General features: G+C 38.9%; 15 protein-coding genes. All 15 read left to right on the top strand.

Features of this window, described 5'->3' with window-relative positions; genetic code table 11:
• Nucleotides 1-9 precede the first annotated feature (9 nt).
• Complete coding sequence (locus tag CCK98_RS09805) at nucleotides 10-1,545, top strand: ABC transporter ATP-binding protein (RefSeq protein WP_088086411.1); 1,536 nt, start codon at nucleotides 10-12, stop codon at nucleotides 1,543-1,545.
• Nucleotides 1,538-2,584 (top strand): ABC transporter permease, encoded by a 1,047-nt coding sequence (locus tag CCK98_RS09810; protein ID WP_088086412.1) that lies wholly within the window; start codon nucleotides 1,538-1,540, stop codon nucleotides 2,582-2,584. The genes CCK98_RS09805 and CCK98_RS09810 overlap by 8 nt, the downstream gene beginning before the upstream one ends.
• 1 nt (nucleotide 2,585) lies before the next feature.
• On the top strand, nucleotides 2,586-3,545 hold the full coding sequence (locus CCK98_RS09815; RefSeq protein WP_088086413.1) for an ABC transporter permease: 960 nt from the start codon (nucleotides 2,586-2,588) through the stop codon (nucleotides 3,543-3,545).
• Between the two features lie 190 nt (nucleotides 3,546-3,735).
• Complete coding sequence (yfmF, locus tag CCK98_RS09820) at nucleotides 3,736-5,016, top strand: EF-P 5-aminopentanol modification-associated protein YfmF (RefSeq protein WP_088086414.1); 1,281 nt, start codon at nucleotides 3,736-3,738, stop codon at nucleotides 5,014-5,016.
• Nucleotides 5,017-6,309, top strand: coding sequence for an EF-P 5-aminopentanol modification-associated protein YfmH (gene yfmH / locus CCK98_RS09825; RefSeq protein ID WP_088086415.1), 1,293 nt, complete (start codon nucleotides 5,017-5,019; stop codon nucleotides 6,307-6,309). It begins immediately after the preceding gene.
• A gap of 71 nt (nucleotides 6,310-6,380) precedes the next feature.
• Nucleotides 6,381-7,100, top strand: a complete 720-nt coding sequence (gene ymfI, locus CCK98_RS09830) for an elongation factor P 5-aminopentanone reductase (protein WP_088086416.1) — start codon at nucleotides 6,381-6,383, stop codon at nucleotides 7,098-7,100.
• Nucleotides 7,101-7,178: 78 nt separating this feature from the next.
• Nucleotides 7,179-7,436: a DUF3243 domain-containing protein gene (locus tag CCK98_RS09835; RefSeq protein ID WP_088086417.1), complete on the top strand. Its 258-nt coding sequence runs from the start codon at nucleotides 7,179-7,181 to the stop codon at nucleotides 7,434-7,436.
• Nucleotides 7,437-7,603: 167 nt separating this feature from the next.
• Nucleotides 7,604-8,395, top strand: a complete 792-nt coding sequence (locus CCK98_RS09840; RefSeq protein ID WP_088086418.1) for a DUF3388 domain-containing protein — start codon at nucleotides 7,604-7,606, stop codon at nucleotides 8,393-8,395.
• 21 nt (nucleotides 8,396-8,416) lie between these two features.
• Nucleotides 8,417-9,316, top strand: a complete 900-nt coding sequence (locus CCK98_RS09845; RefSeq protein ID WP_088086419.1) for a RodZ domain-containing protein — start codon at nucleotides 8,417-8,419, stop codon at nucleotides 9,314-9,316.
• 51 nt (nucleotides 9,317-9,367) lie between these two features.
• On the top strand, nucleotides 9,368-9,952 hold the full coding sequence (pgsA, locus tag CCK98_RS09850) for a CDP-diacylglycerol--glycerol-3-phosphate 3-phosphatidyltransferase (RefSeq protein ID WP_088086420.1): 585 nt from the start codon (nucleotides 9,368-9,370) through the stop codon (nucleotides 9,950-9,952).
• 38 nt (nucleotides 9,953-9,990) lie between these two features.
• Nucleotides 9,991-11,244 (top strand): competence/damage-inducible protein A, encoded by a 1,254-nt coding sequence (locus CCK98_RS09855; protein ID WP_088086421.1) that lies wholly within the window; start codon nucleotides 9,991-9,993, stop codon nucleotides 11,242-11,244.
• Between the two features lie 455 nt (nucleotides 11,245-11,699).
• A complete protein-coding gene (recA, locus tag CCK98_RS09860; RefSeq protein ID WP_088086422.1) occupies nucleotides 11,700-12,743 on the top strand; it encodes a recombinase RecA in 1,044 nt (347 codons plus the stop codon).
• A 520-nt stretch (nucleotides 12,744-13,263) separates the two neighbouring features.
• Entirely contained in the window at nucleotides 13,264-14,823 is a 1,560-nt protein-coding gene (gene rny / locus CCK98_RS09865; protein WP_088086423.1) for a ribonuclease Y, read from the top strand.
• Nucleotides 14,824-14,932: 109 nt separating this feature from the next.
• Nucleotides 14,933-15,730 (top strand): TIGR00282 family metallophosphoesterase, encoded by a 798-nt coding sequence (locus CCK98_RS09870; RefSeq protein WP_088086424.1) that lies wholly within the window; start codon nucleotides 14,933-14,935, stop codon nucleotides 15,728-15,730.
• 323 nt (nucleotides 15,731-16,053) lie between these two features.
• Nucleotides 16,054-16,314 carry a stage V sporulation protein SpoVS gene (spoVS, locus tag CCK98_RS09875; RefSeq protein WP_026566505.1) on the top strand — a complete coding sequence of 87 codons (261 nt, stop codon included), beginning with the start codon at nucleotides 16,054-16,056 and terminating at the stop codon, nucleotides 16,312-16,314.
• Nucleotides 16,315-16,543 lie beyond the last annotated feature (229 nt).

Consider the following 16,543-nt stretch of genomic DNA (forward strand, 5'->3'; position numbering starts at 1 on the left):
TGAGAAAAGATGGAATATGTAATTGAAATGCTAAACATCCGTAAAGAGTTTAATGGCTTCGTTGCGAATGATAACATAACCCTTCAATTAAAAAAGGGTGAAATCCATGCCTTGCTTGGAGAAAATGGTGCAGGAAAATCAACCTTGATGAATGTTCTCTTTGGTTTATATCAGCCAGAACAAGGTGAAATCCGTGTGAAAGGGAAACCGGTTAACATTGCAAACCCTAATATCGCTAATGATCTTGGAATTGGAATGGTCCATCAGCACTTTATGTTGGTTGATACCTTCACTGTCACTGAAAATATTATCCTTGGTAGAGAAATAACCTCAGCTGGTCGAATTGATCTTAAAAAGGCAGAACAACAAGTTCGTGAAATTTCAGAGCGCTATGGTCTAGCGGTTGACCCGCAAGCGAAAATATCCGATATTTCGGTGGGGATGCAGCAACGGGTTGAAATCTTAAAAACACTCTATCGTGGGGCAGAAATTCTTATTTTCGATGAACCTACAGCCGTATTAACACCACAAGAGATTAAAGAATTAATCCAAATTATGAAAACGCTTATTAAAGAAGGCAAATCTATTATTCTCATTACCCATAAACTTAAAGAGATTATGGAAGTTTCAGACCGTTGTACCGTTATTCGTAAAGGTAAGGGGATTGGAACTGTAACCGTAAGCGAAACAAACCCTAATGAACTTGCGAGCCTAATGGTTGGACGTGAGGTTGTCTTTAAAACGGATAAAAAGGAAGCAACCCCAAAACAAGAAGTACTTGAAATCAAGGATTTGGTTGTTAAAGACCCTCGTGGTGTAATGGTTGTTAATGGTCTTAATCTTTCTATCCATGCTGGGGAGATTGTCGGAATCGCTGGAGTTGATGGAAATGGACAATCTGAATTTATTGAAGCAATTACAGGATTACGAAAAGCTGAAACTGGCAGTGTAAAATTAAATGGCAAAGAATTGATCAATCATACTCCAAGGCAAATTACTGAATCTGGCGTAGGTCATATTCCTCAGGATCGCCACAAACACGGGTTAGTATTGAATTTCCCAATTGGAGAGAACATGGTTTTACAAACGTATAATAAAAAGCCATTCTCAAAGAACGGAATCTTAAACTTTAGTGAAATCTATAAAAAGGCTAAATCGCTAATAAGTGAGTTTGATGTTCGTACACCAAGTGAATACACATTGGCACGTGCCCTTTCTGGTGGTAATCAACAAAAGGCGATTATTGGACGTGAAATAGACCGTAACCCTGACCTACTCATTGCGGCACAGCCAACTCGCGGTTTGGATGTTGGGGCAATTGAATTCATTCATAAGCGCTTAATCGAGCAGCGCGATAATGGGAAAGGTGTCTTGCTAGTATCCTTTGAATTGGATGAAATTATGAATGTTAGTGACCGTATTGCGGTTATTTATGAGGGGAAAATCGTGGCTGTAGTTAATCCAAAGGAAACGACTGAGCAGGAACTTGGATTGTTGATGGCTGGATCGAATAGAAAGGAAGCGGGTGAACAAAACCATGTCTAAACGGTTTAAAAGTATTTTAACACCAATTATTGCTGTTTTATTAGGCATCATTGTTGGAACAATTATCATGTTATTTAGTGGGTACAATCCAATTGCTGCCTTTACGGCACTATGGAATGGCGCATTTGGAGATATCTATTATATCGGGGAAGTAGTAAGACAGTTTACCCCATATATTTTAGCCGGATTAGCTGTTGCTTTTGCTTTCCGAGTGGGCTTATTTAATATCGGGGTTGAGGGGCAATTCTTAGTAGGCTGGCTTGCAGCGGTTTGGGTAGGGGTAGCTTTTGACCTGCCTCGTATTATTCATTTACCACTTGCTATCTTAGCGTCAATAGTTGCAGGTGCGCTTTGGGCATTTATTCCTGGTCTATTAAAAGCACGTTTTCGTGTGCATGAAGTAATTGTAACCATTATGATGAACTATGTAGCCTTACATGTATCGAATTATCTTATTCGTAATGTAATCACAAATCATGGGGACAATTCAGGTCCTATTCATAAATCGGCAACGTTACGATCTGGCTGGTTAGAAAGTCTAACTGACTATTCTAGACTTCACTGGGGTATTATTCTTGCTATTATATCTTGCTTTATAATGTGGTTTTTATTAGAAAGAACAACAAGAGGGTTTGAATTAAGGTCAGTAGGTTTTAATCAACATGCCGCACAATATGCGGGCATGAACGTGAATAGAAATATTATCCTTTCAATGGTTATTTCCGGAGCCTTTGCTGGCTTAGCTGGTGCTATGGAAGGACTAGGAACATTCGAATATGCCGCTGTTAAGGGTGGATTCTCAGGCGTTGGTTTCGACGGAATTGCTGTGGCATTACTAGGTGGTAATACTGCTCTAGGTGTATTTTTCTCAGCGATACTATTTGGTGTTCTAAAAGTAGGAGCACTAAACATGCCGCTTGAAGCTGGAGTACCAAATGAATTAGTTGATATCATTATTGCGTTAATCGTATTCTTTGTTGCATCAAGCTATATAATAAGAGTATTTCTTGACCGATTCAGTAAGAAGGAGGGGAAGTAAGTTGAGTTTAATGGATATTTTAATCATTCTTATTCCATCCACTTTATTATGGGCTGCTCCTCTTGTCTTCACTGCATTAGGCGGTATTTTCTCGGAGCGTTCTGGGGTAGTTAATATTGGACTTGAAGGTTTAATGGTAATTGGGGCATTTTCGGCGATCGTGTTTAACTTAACTACATTTGATACATTTGGCAGTGCTACACCTTGGATAGCATTATTAATAGCAATGGCTGCAGGAGCAATCTTTTCCTTATTACACGCGGTTGCGGCAATTACCTTCCGGGCGGACCATACGGTTTCCGGTGTGGCGATTAACTTACTCGCAACAGGGCTTACCCTTTTTCTTGTAAAACTCATTTATGATAAAGGTGAAACTGGAATTATCAGTAAGGGGTTTAGCAAAATTGATATTCCTGTTTTAAAGGATATTCCTGTTATCGGTAAAATCTTCTTCCAAAATACGTATTGGACATCGTTTTTAGCAATTTTGGTTGCCATTTTAGTGTGGTTTATCGTTACCAAAACACCATTTGGTCTCCGCCTCCGCTCAGTCGGTGAACATCCGATGGCGGCAGACACTATGGGTATAAATGTCACCAAAATGCGTTATTTGGGTGTCATCCTTTCTGGAGCTCTTGGTGGTCTCGGTGGTGGAGTTTATGCACAATCCATTACGTCTAACTTCAGCCACTCGACAATCAGTGGTCAAGGTTTCATGGCGTTAGCCGCAATGATTTTCGGTAAATGGCATCCACTTGGTGCATTAGGTGCTGCAATCTTCTTCGGGTTCGCGCAAAGTATCAGTATCATTGGATCAAGTTTACCTTTCTTAAAGGAAATTCCAAATGTATACTTGTTAATTGCTCCATATGTGTTAACAATATTAGCTTTAACTGGATTCATCGGTCGTGCCGATGCACCAAAAGCTAGTGGAACCCACTACATCAAAGGTAATCGATAATAGGTTGAAAAAAGAACCCCTGATTTTATTTCAGAGGTTCTTTTTTTTGAAACAAAGAGTATTTGCTTGTAATGACCAAGCATGTCAAATTATAGTAATAAGTATAGGTTTTATTTCAAAGGAAAAGATATAAAGAAAAATGTTTACATATTGTTAAGTATGACCTTTGAATAGTTAAGGAGGAATGTAAATGGCCACTGCTACAGAAAAAATAACACCACTTAAGGGGTATAACTTACACTTTATACCAACAGAAAAATATAAAACCAATACATTGATTTGGAAGATGAAAGCACCATTAACTAAGGAGGATGTTACCAAACGGGCTCTTCTCCCTCAAGTATTGCAAAGTAGCACTAAAAAGTACCCTACAACCACGGCACTTCGTTCGTATCTCGATGAATTATATGGTGCCACCTTTTTTGTTGACCTCTCGAAAAAAGGTGAAAACCATATAATGAGTTTCTCTATCGAAATTGCCAATGAAAAATTCTTAAGTGATCCAAGCCCATTATTAAAAAAAGGGTTCGAATTGTTAGCCGAAATATTAACCAATCCAAATATTAAGGGAACTGCATTTGACCATGATACTGTAGAAAAGGAGAAGCGGACACAAAAACAAAGGATCCAATCAGTTTTTGACGATAAAATGCACTACTCGAATGTCCGACTAATACAAGAAATGTGTAAAGGCGAACCTTATGCCTTAGAGGTAAATGGAGATGCAGCAGATGTCGATGCCATTACGGCTGAGAATCTATATGAATATTATAAAAACGCTTTTATTAATGATGAAATGGATTTATATATCATCGGGGATGTAAATGAAGAAGAGGTAAAGAATTATGCTGCTGAACTTTTACATTTTGAGGACAGAAAACCGAAAAAGGTAGTACCACAGGAAATAAACAGAAATAGTCAGGTACAGGAAATAAAAGAAGAACAAGATGTAAAACAAGGTAAATTAAATATTGGTTATCGGACAAATATCGTCTATGGGGACCCAGATTATTTTGCCTTGCAGGTGTTTAACGGCATTTTTGGGGGGTTCTCGCATTCCAAATTATTTATTAATGTGCGGGAAAAAGCAAGCCTTGCTTATTATGCAGCGAGCCGTCTTGAAAGTCACAAAGGCTTGATGATGGTTATGTCAGGCATTGATTTAAAGAATTATGACCAGGCAGTTGGCATTATCCATGATCAATTAGAGGCAATGAAAAATGGTGATTTCACAGACCAAGAGCTCGTACAAACCAAGGCAGTGATTCAAAATCAAATTCTTGAGACGATAGACACATCAAGAGGACTTACGGAAATTCTATATCATAACGTCGTGGCCGATGCAAATATTAATTTGGATACATGGCTTCAAGAAATGCAAAAGGTTACGAAAGAAGAAATTGTAGAAGTTGCAAAAAAAATCGAAATTGATACCATTTACTTCTTAACTGGAACGGAGGCAGGCAAATAGATGGAGAAAATAACTTTTGACCAGCTTCAGGAAGAGCTTTATCATGAAAAACTAGCCAATGGACTAAATGTATATATCTTGCCTAAAAAGGGTTTTAATAAAACCTTTGCTACCTTTACGACGAAATATGGATCTGTTGATAATACATTTGTTCCATTAGGCAAAGAGGAGTATGTTAAAGTACCAGACGGCATAGCCCACTTCTTAGAACATAAGCTTTTTGAAAAGGAAGACGGTGATGTTTTCCAGCAATTTAGCCGTCAAGGGGCATCCGCAAATGCTTTTACCTCCTTTACGCGGACTGCTTATTTATTTTCAAGCACCTCTGATGTTGAAAAGAACCTTGAAACACTCGTTGATTTTGTTCAGGATCCTTATTTTTCTGAAAAAACGGTCGAAAAAGAAAAAGGGATTATTGGGCAAGAAATCACAATGTATGATGATAATGCAGATTGGCGCTTATACTTTGGATTAATCCAAAATCTATATCAGAACCATCCAGTTAAGATTGATATAGCAGGTACCATTGAGTCTATTTCACATATTACAAAAGATTGGCTATATGAATGCTATAACACCTTCTATCATCCGAGCAACATGCTTTTATTTATTGTTGGCCCAGTGGACCCCAACAGTTTCATGAACCAAGTGAAAGAAAATCAAGCAAAAAAAGAATACAAGGATATGCCTGAAATCAAGCGAAAATTTGAAACAGAACCCCCACAAGCAGCTGAAAAGAAACAAGTACTTGAAATGAATGTTCAAACGTCAAAATGCTTACTAGGTATTAAAGCACTTCATGTCGACCAAACAGGCGATGAATTGCTTAAAAATGAATTAACAATGAATGTATTACTGGATCTATTGTTTGGAAAAAGCTCCGAAAATTATAATCAGTTGTATAATGAAGGTTTAATTGATGAAACCTTTTCCTTTGATTACACGCAGGAACAAGGCTTTGGGTTTGCGATGATTGGCGGGGATACAGGTGAACCTGATAAGCTGGCTGAAACACTAGAAAAAATGCTTCTGATGGCTAAAAGCCAAATGATTTTTGATGAAGAACAATTGGAAAGAGCGAAAAGAAAGAAGATAGGGGCATTTCTACGAGCGATTAATTCACCTGAATATATTGCAAATCAATTTACTCGCTATGCATTTAATGATATGAATCTTTTTGATGTTGTTCCAACACTTGAAAAAATCACCTTAAATGATATACAATCACTAGCATCTGAGGTGATCTCGGAAGAACGCTTTTCAGTTTGCCAAGTAGTTCCAAAGAAAAAATAGAAAAGTGAAAGCGTCGTAAAACGGCGCTTTTTCTTCGTATAAAAGTTTTTCATTAGAGAGAGAGTGAAGAAATGAAATATGCACTGATCACTGGGGCAAGTGGTGGAATAGGACAAGCCATTGCGCTTAACCTCGCTGAAAAAGGCTATCATTTGTATCTGCATTATAATAAAAATGAACAATCGATTCGAGACCTAGTCGAAAAACTGCTGCCATACGGTGGAGAGTATATTCCTATCCAAGCAGACTTTGGCGGCCCTAATGGTTATAAGAAAGTCTACTCTGAGGTTTTTTCGCTAGACGCCATCATCCATTGCGGTGGAAACAGTCAATATGGACTTCTTATTGATTTGCTACAGTCTGAAGCAGAGGCATTAATGAATGTTCACGTACTAAATCCATTAATGCTGACCAAAGAGCTCCTGCCGAAATTACTTGTTAAAGGTAAAGGGAACATTGTCGTGATTACATCCATTTGGGGTCAAACAGGTGCGGCCTGTGAAGTGGCCTATTCTACCGCAAAGGGTGCACAAATTGCCTTCGTAAAGGCATTAAGTAAAGAATTAGCATTGAATGGCATTCGCGTTAATGCGATCGCCCCTGGTGCGATCGCGACACCAATGATGGAAGGTTTTTCACAAGAAGAGATGGACCAGATTTCTTATGAGATACCTATGGGAAGACTTGGTCAGCCAGAAGAAATAGCGAGGTGTGTCGCTTTCTTGCTCTCAGATGAATCTTCCTATATGACCGGGCAAGTCCTTGCGTTAAATGGTGGCTGGTATACATAAAATTCACAAGTTATTCATGTATAGTTCCCTTCACTTCATCGCAAAATAAACTTGTACTAATTTAAAGGAGGGAAAACAATGTCTGTTTTAGATAACTGGAAACAGTGGGAGGACTTTCTTGCTGAACGTCTTCACCATGCACAAAATGAAGGTATGAGTGAGGGAGCAATTAATAATCTTGCCTTTCAAATTGGGGATTATTTATCAAGCCAAGTAGAGCCAAAAAACGAGCAAGAAAGAATTCTTGCTGATCTTTGGTCTGTTGCTGATAAAGAAGAACAACAAGCTATTGCAAATATCATGGTTAAATTGATTCAAAATAATGGTGCCCGCTAAAAGAGAGGAGGCTTCTCCTCTCTTTTTGTATGTATAAATCTATAAACACCATTAAAGAAACGAATATCTGTGTTTTTACTTTCATCTTCATCCAAAATCATTTATTATAGGGGTTAGATGAGGAAATGCAGAAAAGTGTCGAAACTTCTTTATAGGAGGTTTATATTATCGTGAAAAAAGAATGGTATTTAGAATATGAGATTCAAAAGAACCGTCCAGGGCTATTGGGTGACATTTCATCCCTACTGGGTATGCTTTCTATTAATATTGTGACGATTAATGGTGTGGATGAAGGAAGACGTGGTTTGCTCATTTTAGCAAAAGACGATGATCAAATTAAACGACTAGAGTCAATTTTACATACTATGGACACAATAAAACTAATTAAACTTAGGGAACCAAAACTGCGTGACAGGCTTGCAGTTAGACATGGCCGATATATTCAAAGAGATGCTGATGATAAAAAAACCTTTCGCTTTGTAAGGAATGAACTTGGCTTATTAGTTGATTTTATGGCAGAATTATTTAAGCAGGAGGGACATAAACTGATTGGTATTCGTGGAATGCCACGGGTAGGTAAAACAGAATCATTAGTTGCAGCGAGTGTTTGTGCAAATAAACGTTGGTTATTTGTTTCATCGACACTGTTAAAACAAACAATCCGCAATCAATTAATTGAAGATGAGTACAACGAAAATAATCTATTTATTCTTGATGGAATAGTATCAACAAAACGAGCAAATGAACGTCATTGGCAGCTTGTCAGAGAAATCATGCGTCTACCGTCAGTAAAAGTAATCGAGCACCCTGATGTCTTTGTACAAAACTCAGAATACACACTCGATGATTTTGATTATATTATTGAGCTTAGGAATGACGCGGAAGAAGAGATTACATATGAAGTCGTTGATCAGCATAACATGTTCTCCGGATCAGATTTTGGTGATTTTGATTTTTAATAAATTGGAAGGTGTTAACAGTTGACTGAATTAGGGAATCGACTAAAAGAAGCCCGATTAGCTAAAGGATTAAGCTTGGATGATGTCCAATCCATGACCAAAATTCAAAAGCGGTATTTAATTGGTATTGAAGAAGGAAATTATGCGAGCATGCCTGGAAATTTCTACGTGCGTGCATTTATTAAACAGTATGCAGAGGCTTTAAGCCTCAATCCTGATGAAATCTTTGAAACCTATAAAGGCGAAATTCCTGCTACCTATAATGATGACTTACCCCAGCAATTGTCTAGAGTGAAAACACACAAAACAATTACTGAAGGTAATTCCAAAATATTTGATATTCTGCCAAAGGTATTAATCGGTGTTTTTGTAATTGGTGCAGCAAGCCTTTTATATTACTTTATATCAAATCATGCTAGTGGAAATTCAAATGAATCAATTAGTAAGCAGAATGAACCCGTTAAAATTGTTACATCGAAGAATCTTGAAAAAGAAAAAGCAGATGATAAAGATAATCAGAAAGTAAATGAGGAACAGAAGGATAATGCAGTACAGGAAGAGGAACAAACAAAGGTAGAAGAAACACCTAAACAAGAAATTACAGCAGTTCAAAGCAGTGGCAGGAATTCAACCTATGAATTAAAAAATGCAGATAAATTTATTGTGAAGTTGGTTTCTAAAGGTCAAACCTGGGTTAGTATTAAAAATGGGAAAGGGAAATCCTTTTTTCAAGGAACACTAAAAACAGGTACAACTGAGAGCCAGACAGAAGATTTATCAGCAGAAAGTATGGCTGTGATCAGGGTTGGAAATGCTGCTGACACTGAAATTTATGTGAATGACCAAAAGCTCGAGTATGCAGTCCCAGCGACTGCGAATGTTCAGAACATAACGATTCAATATGTTCTGAAAGACGAATAGTCATCTGTAGATGACTATTTTTCACTTTTAATAAATAAACGGAGGAAAACTATGAATATTCCGAATAGAATAACGGTATCAAGAATATTATTAATTCCAATATTTTTGATTATTATGCTTGCTCCTTTTAAATGGGGCGACATGCAACTTCTTGGGACCGTCCTTCCAGTTACCCATTTTGTCGGTGCATTGATCTTCATTTTAGCCTCTGCAACTGACTGGGTTGACGGACATTATGCCCGTAAATATAACCTTGTCACTAATATGGGGAAATTTCTTGACCCATTAGCTGACAAATTACTCGTATCGGCTGCACTTATCGTTTTAGTTGAACTGAATGATGTTTATGCACCTTCATGGTTAGTTATTATTATTATTAGCAGGGAGTTTGCAGTAACAGGTTTACGCCTCTTGCTTGCAGGGGAAGGCGAAGTTGTTGCGGCTAATATGCTCGGCAAAATTAAAACATGGGCGCAAATTGTCGCGATATCATCGCTTTTATTACATAATATAATTTTTGCAATGATACCATTCCGTTTTGATATAGTGTCATTATGGGTGGCTTTAATTTTTACTATCTGGTCTGGCTGGGATTATTTTGCAAAAAATAGTCATGTCCTTAAAAATTCAAAGTAAACTTAATTCTACTATGTTGTAAAGGAAGATGTATTGCTATGAATGCTGAGATTATTGCAGTTGGTTCGGAGTTATTGCTCGGTCAAATTGTGAATACGAATGCGAGATTTCTGTCTCAGCAATTAGCTGGGCTTGGTATTAATGTCTATTTTCATACAGTTGTTGGTGATAATTCTGACAGGCTAAAGTCTGCAATTGAAATAGCCCAAAAGCGTGCAGAGATTATAATATTTTCTGGCGGGCTTGGGCCTACAAAGGATGATTTGACGAAGGAAACGATTGCACGTCAGCTTGGTAAAGAACTCGTTATCGATGAAACGGCGTTAGCATCGATTGAACTTTTTTTTAAGCGGACCAATCGTGTCATGACAGAAAATAATCGAAAGCAGGCACTCGTATTAGCAGGATCTCACATTCTCCCAAATGATCATGGGATGGCGCCGGGCATGGTTGTAGAATCCGGCGGTCATACGTATATGCTGCTGCCTGGCCCGCCAAAGGAAATGGAACCGATGTTTCTCCAGTATGGGTCCCAGGCTCTTTCTAAAAGAAACAAGTCCACCGAGAAAATTGTCTCAAGGGTGTTAAGGTTTTTTGGAATTGGAGAAGCAGCTCTGGAAACAGAAATTATTGATTTAATTGATGCGCAAAGCAATCCAACGATAGCCCCGCTTGCAGGAGATGGGGAGGTTACTTTACGACTGACAGCAAAACATGTGGACGAAAATGCAGCACAGGCTATGCTGGATGAACTAGAAAAGACGATAAATCAGCGTCTTGGTGCATTTTTATATGGCTATGATAATACGTCGCTTTTGATAGAAGTAATGAAATCTTTAAAAGAAAGAAACTTAACTATTACTGCCGCTGAGAGTTTAACAGGAGGACTATTCCAGCAAGAGTTAACATCAATTTCGGGTGCAAGTTCAGTGTTTTACGGTGGTGTAGTTTGTTATTCAAATGAAGTGAAACGACAGCTATTACATGTACAGGAAGAAACGCTTAAAACACATGGTGCGGTAAGTGAACAATGTGCTAGAGAGCTGGCCGAAAATGCTTCAAAGGTATTTAAAACCGATATTGGGATTAGTTTTACGGGTGTTGCTGGTCCTGAAGAATTTGAAGGCAAGCCAGTTGGTACAATTTATGTAGGGATTGCAATGAAGGGAAGGCCGACAATTGTAGAAAAGATCACACTTGGCGGAACAAGGGAAGCGAACAGGAGCCGTGCAGTGAAATTTGGCTGCTATTTTCTCCTTCGAATTTTAAAAGAGTCACAGAATGCTAATTAGCGTTCTGTGACTTTTTTGACAAGATAAGAAAGTTTAAATTTCGACTTTGAAAATTGTCCAGCTCCAGCGCCCTAGCGGCTAGTGTCCTTCGCTCTCCACCCTACGATAAGTCAAGCACGAATGCGCCTTCGGCTCTTCGTGTTTCCTTTATCTCAGTTGGAGCACTCCAGGCCATACGCCGCTGAACAGGGCGATTGCGCTTTTCTTAATAAACTAGGATTAGAAAAAAGTCTGACAATAGAGGAAATTATCCTTTTCGGACTACTAAAAATGCAAAATGATACAAAAGTCAGGGGGATTTTCCTTTTTTTACAACGATTTTGTTTTGAAAATAAACGAATGAATGTTCGTTTTTTTACTCGACAAATATCCGAAAAGCGGTTATATTATTAGTAGGAATTAATTTAATAGATTATAGCAATTTGCTTGTGTTTATATAAGGGAGGAAAAGATTCGTGAGTAATGATCGTAAAGCGGCCTTAGAAATGGCGTTAAAGCAAATAGAAAAGCAATTTGGTAAAGGTTCTGTCATGAAAATGGGAGAGAAAACAGATACGAGGATTTTAACGAGTCCGAGTGGCTCGTTAGCACTTGATGCAGCACTTGGAGTGGGTGGATATCCTAGAGGGCGTATTATCGAAGTTTATGGTCCTGAGAGCTCAGGTAAAACCACGGTTGCTTTGCATGCGATTGCTGAAGTTCAAGCAAATGGCGGACAAGCAGCATTTATAGATGCTGAACATGCCCTTGACCCAGCGTATGCCCAAAAATTAGGTGTTAACATTGATGAGTTATTGCTATCACAGCCAGATACGGGTGAACAAGCGCTTGAAATCGCAGAAGCATTAGTACGAAGTGGTGCAATTGATATTATTGTAGTCGACTCAGTAGCAGCATTAGTTCCAAAAGCGGAAATTGAAGGCGAAATGGGAGATTCTCACATGGGCTTACAGGCTCGTTTGATGTCGCAAGCCCTACGTAAATTATCTGGAGCCATCAATAAATCGAAGACCATCGCCATCTTTATTAACCAAGTTCGCGAAAAAATTGGCGTTATGTTTGGAAACCCCGAGACAACACCAGGTGGACGTGCATTGAAATTCTATTCCACCGTCCGTATTGAAGTTCGTCGTGCAGAGGCGTTAAAGCAGGGAAATGATATTGTAGGTAATAAGACAAAGATAAAAATAGTTAAGAATAAAGTCGCTCCTCCTTTCCGTACGGCTGAAGTAGATATCATGTATGGTGAAGGGATTTCTAAAGAAGGTGAAATCATTGATCTAGGCGCAGAATTAGATATCGTTGAAAAGAGCGGATCATGGTACTCCTATAATTCTGAAAGATTAGGTCAAGGCCGTGAAAATGCAAAGCTATACTTGAAGGAAAATCCAGATGTTCGCCTCGAAATTCAAGGGAAAATCCGTGAACATTATGGTTTAGATGGTGAAAAATTTGTCACTGAGAAAGACGATGATGAACAATTTGAATTAATAGACTAATGTAGATGAGCAAAGCTATTTATGGTTTTGCTCTTTTTTTACATAATGTTATTTTTAAACAAAGTTTTATTAGTTAGGCTTTGTTAAAGCCTATTGTTGATTTTTATAGTAAGTTGATTGGGGAGCGAAAAGCGCGAAGACTCCTGCGGGAGGACGGGACAGGGAGACCCCACAGGCGCATAGCGCCGAGGAGGCGGATAGTAACCGCGGAACGCGGAACGCGAAGCGCCTGGAGCGGAAATCAACAGCCAAGTTTAACAGAGCCAATTGTTAAAATACAATGGATTTCAGCCTTTAGGAGGAATAAATGATGTCCTATTCTAAATATTTCAAAAAGCCAATAGGACTAAGCCTTGACAATGAATATTCCCACCTTTACAATTAACATGTATATTTTACATTTTTGGTATTATTACAATTCGAAAAAAGCCTTGGTGCTTGCTGTATGTTGAGTCTAAACAATGTACATGCCGACACTTAAAAAATGTAACAAAAGTTCATAGCAAGAGGAGGTGTAACGATGGAACCAATTACAATCATCTCCATTTTGCTTGGCCTTATCGTCGGTGCCGTTGTTGGCTATTTTGTTCATAAATCCATTGCTGATGCAAAAGTAGCAGGTGCAAAGAATGCTGCAGAGCAGATTCTTGAAGATGCTAAACGTGATGCTGATTCATTGAAAAAGGAAGCTTTGCTAGAAGCAAAGGATGAAATTCACAAGCTTCGGACTGAAGCAGAGCGTGAGGTTCGTGAACGAAGAAATGAAATGCAAAAACAAGAAAACCGTTTACTGCAAAGAGAAGAGAATTTAGATCGAAAAGAGGAAACGTTAAACAAGCGTGAAAATCTTTTAGAAAAGAAGGATGATTCTCTAAACCAAAGACAACAGCATATTGAAGAGATGGAAAGCAAAGTGGACGAGTTAGTACGAAAACAACAAACTGAACTCGAACGAATATCGAGCTTAACGCGCGAGGAAGCGAAAACAATCATTATTGATCGAATGGAGCAGGAACTTATCACTGACACTGCGATAATGATCAAGGAAAGCGAAAATCGTGCAAAAGAGGAAGCCGACAAGAAAGCAAAGGAAATACTTTCGTTAGCAATCCAGCGTTGCGCTGCTGACCATGTTGCGGAAACGACTGTCTCTGTCGTCAACCTGCCAAATGACGAAATGAAGGGCCGTATTATTGGCCGTGAAGGAAGAAATATTCGTACGCTTGAAACGTTAACAGGAATTGATTTAATCATTGATGATACTCCTGAAGCTGTCATTTTATCAGGTTTTGATCCTATTCGTCGCGAAACGGCTCGCTTAGCACTGGAGAAATTGGTCCAAGACGGGCGTATCCATCCGGCACGAATTGAGGAAATGGTAGAAAAATCACGTCGCGAAGTAGATGAGTATATCCGTGAAGTGGGTGAGCAAACCACCTTTGAAGTGGGTGTTCATGGACTCCATCCAGATCTGATCAAAATTCTTGGTCGCTTAAAATTCCGTACTAGTTACGGGCAAAACGTATTAAAGCATTCAATGGAAGTTGCGCAACTGTCTGGTTTACTTGCCGCTGAACTTGGCCAAGATGAAACTTTGGCACGTCGTGCGGGCTTGCTTCATGATATTGGGAAAGCCATTGACCATGAAGTAGAAGGCAGCCATGTTGAAATTGGTGTTGAACTTGCAACTAAATACAAGGAACATCCGGTAGTAATCAATAGTATTGCTTCCCATCATGGGGATACAGAGGCAACATCTATCATAGCCGTTTTAGTTGCAGCAGCAGATGCCTTATCAGCTGCAAGACCAGGTGCACGTAGTGAGACGCTTGAAAACTATATTCGCCGTCTTGAAAAGTTAGAGGAGATTTCGGAATCCTATGAAGGTGTAGAGAAATCCTTTGCCATTCAAGCAGGTCGAGAGGTACGTATTATAGTTAGACCGGATTCAGTTGATGATCTTGCTGCTCATCGATTAGCACGCGATATTCGTAAGCGCATTGAAGAAGAGCTTGATTATCCAGGTCATATTAAAGTGACAGTTATTCGTGAGACACGGGCTGTTGAATACGCAAAATAAAGCGGTGCGCATGCACCGCTTTATTTTTTGCAGCACCTTATCGGATTAAATAAAGTCTGAATGTGATACAATTTATACAATAACAATTTTTTTAACGAAAGGGACCAAAATGAATCTACTTTTTATCGGTGATGTTGTCGGTTCACCAGGCCGGGACATGGTGAAGGAATATTTGCCAAAATTAAAAGAAAAATATCGTCCTCACTTTACTATTATCAATGGGGAGAATGCAGCAGGAGGCAAGGGGATTACTGAAAAAATCTATCGTGAATTCTTAGGGTATGGGGCACAGGCGGTAACACTGGGTAATCACACATGGGATAATCGTGAAATTTTTGAATTTATCGGTTCTGCAAAAAATATGGTTAGACCAGCGAATTTTCCAGAAGGAACACCAGGGAAAGGTATGGCTTTTTTTAAAGTCAATGATTTAGAAGTTGCTGTTATAAATCTGCAGGGACGAACCTTTATGGCTCCATTGGATTGTCCTTTTAAGAAAGCTGACGAATTAGTTGAAATTGCTAGGGAGAGAACCCCATATATTTTTGTGGATTTTCATGCGGAAGTAACAAGTGAGAAACAGGCAATGGGTTGGTATTTAGATGGAAGGGTATCTGCCGTTGTGGGGACACATACACATGTTCAAACGGCCGATAACCGGGTTTTACCGGGAGGCACAGGATATTTATCTGATGTAGGGATGACAGGGCCGTATGATGGCATTTTAGGGGTGGAGAGAGAAGCAGTCCTTAAAAGATTCCTAACCAGCCTGCCAGTCCGGTTTGAAGTGGCAACCGCAGGAAGAAATCAATTAAGTGCAGTTATGATTGAATTAGATCGTAAAACAGGCTTAACAAAAAAGATACAGCCCATTTTAATAAATGATGACCATCCGTTTTACTCTTAAGAGCAAATTTCATTTGCTCTTATTTTTTTGTTACTAAATATCTTTGAACAGTGTCTAGCTCAAGCGCCCAGCAGCTAGTGGACTTCGCTCTTTTCCCTACGATAAGTCAACATCGAATGGCTTCGCTCTCCGTGTTTCCTTTATCTCAGTCAAAGCGCTCCAGTCCATCCGCTGCTAACCGGGCGCCTCCGCTTTTCTAATTTTTTTGTCCAAGCCGGAATATGTTTTTTGACAAATGAATATAGTAGCAGTGGAATGTTATAACCTGATTTGTTCATGAAACTGCTCATGCGGGATCGGGATTTTCTAAGGAGGAGCTAGAAATGGATATATTAAAAGTTTCAGCAAAATCTAATCCTAATTCTGTAGCTGGTGCGCTTGCCGGGGTTCTGCGTGAAAGAGGTGCAGCGGAAATACAGGCAATTGGGGCGGGTGCATTGAATCAAGCCGTAAAGGCAGTAGCGATTGCTCGAGGATTTGTAGCACCTAGCGGAGTTGATTTAATCTGTATCCCTGCGTTTACCGATATTTTAATTGACGGGGAAGAACGCACAGCTATCAAGCTAATTGTAGAACCACGTTGAAAGAGATAGACTATTTATAGGCGATCAAACAAAAGGACATTTACCTTTACCTGCTTGTTTTACAAGCAGGTATTTTTTAGGTTTTATTTCTCACTAATTGGTATTAAATGATATTTACTTATTAAAGTATTATTCTACCATAACCTTTAATAATTTTTAAATTTCAAATCATGAATGTGCATAGGTTGAATTAATATTGCAAAACGCCGTATAATGCGGATAAATTATG

This window comes from Bacillus sp. OV166 (genome assembly GCF_900177675.1).
In the GTDB taxonomy this organism is placed as follows: domain Bacteria; phylum Bacillota; class Bacilli; order Bacillales; family Cytobacillaceae; genus Neobacillus.

Coding starts and splice junctions, on each gene's coding strand:
- yfmF (WP_088086414.1), top strand. CDS start 3,736: ATGGCCACTGCTACAGAAAAAATAACACCACTTAAGGGGTATAACTTA.
- pgsA (WP_088086420.1), top strand. CDS start 9,368: ATGAATATTCCGAATAGAATAACGGTATCAAGAATATTATTAATTCCA.
- CCK98_RS09835 (WP_088086417.1), top strand. CDS start 7,179: ATGTCTGTTTTAGATAACTGGAAACAGTGGGAGGACTTTCTTGCTGAA.
- CCK98_RS09810 (WP_088086412.1), top strand. CDS start 1,538: ATGTCTAAACGGTTTAAAAGTATTTTAACACCAATTATTGCTGTTTTA.
- rny (WP_088086423.1), top strand. CDS start 13,264: ATGGAACCAATTACAATCATCTCCATTTTGCTTGGCCTTATCGTCGGT.
- CCK98_RS09855 (WP_088086421.1), top strand. CDS start 9,991: ATGAATGCTGAGATTATTGCAGTTGGTTCGGAGTTATTGCTCGGTCAA.
- spoVS (WP_026566505.1), top strand. CDS start 16,054: ATGGATATATTAAAAGTTTCAGCAAAATCTAATCCTAATTCTGTAGCT.
- yfmH (WP_088086415.1), top strand. CDS start 5,017: ATGGAGAAAATAACTTTTGACCAGCTTCAGGAAGAGCTTTATCATGAA.
- ymfI (WP_088086416.1), top strand. CDS start 6,381: ATGAAATATGCACTGATCACTGGGGCAAGTGGTGGAATAGGACAAGCC.
- CCK98_RS09805 (WP_088086411.1), top strand. CDS start 10: ATGGAATATGTAATTGAAATGCTAAACATCCGTAAAGAGTTTAATGGC.
- CCK98_RS09870 (WP_088086424.1), top strand. CDS start 14,933: ATGAATCTACTTTTTATCGGTGATGTTGTCGGTTCACCAGGCCGGGAC.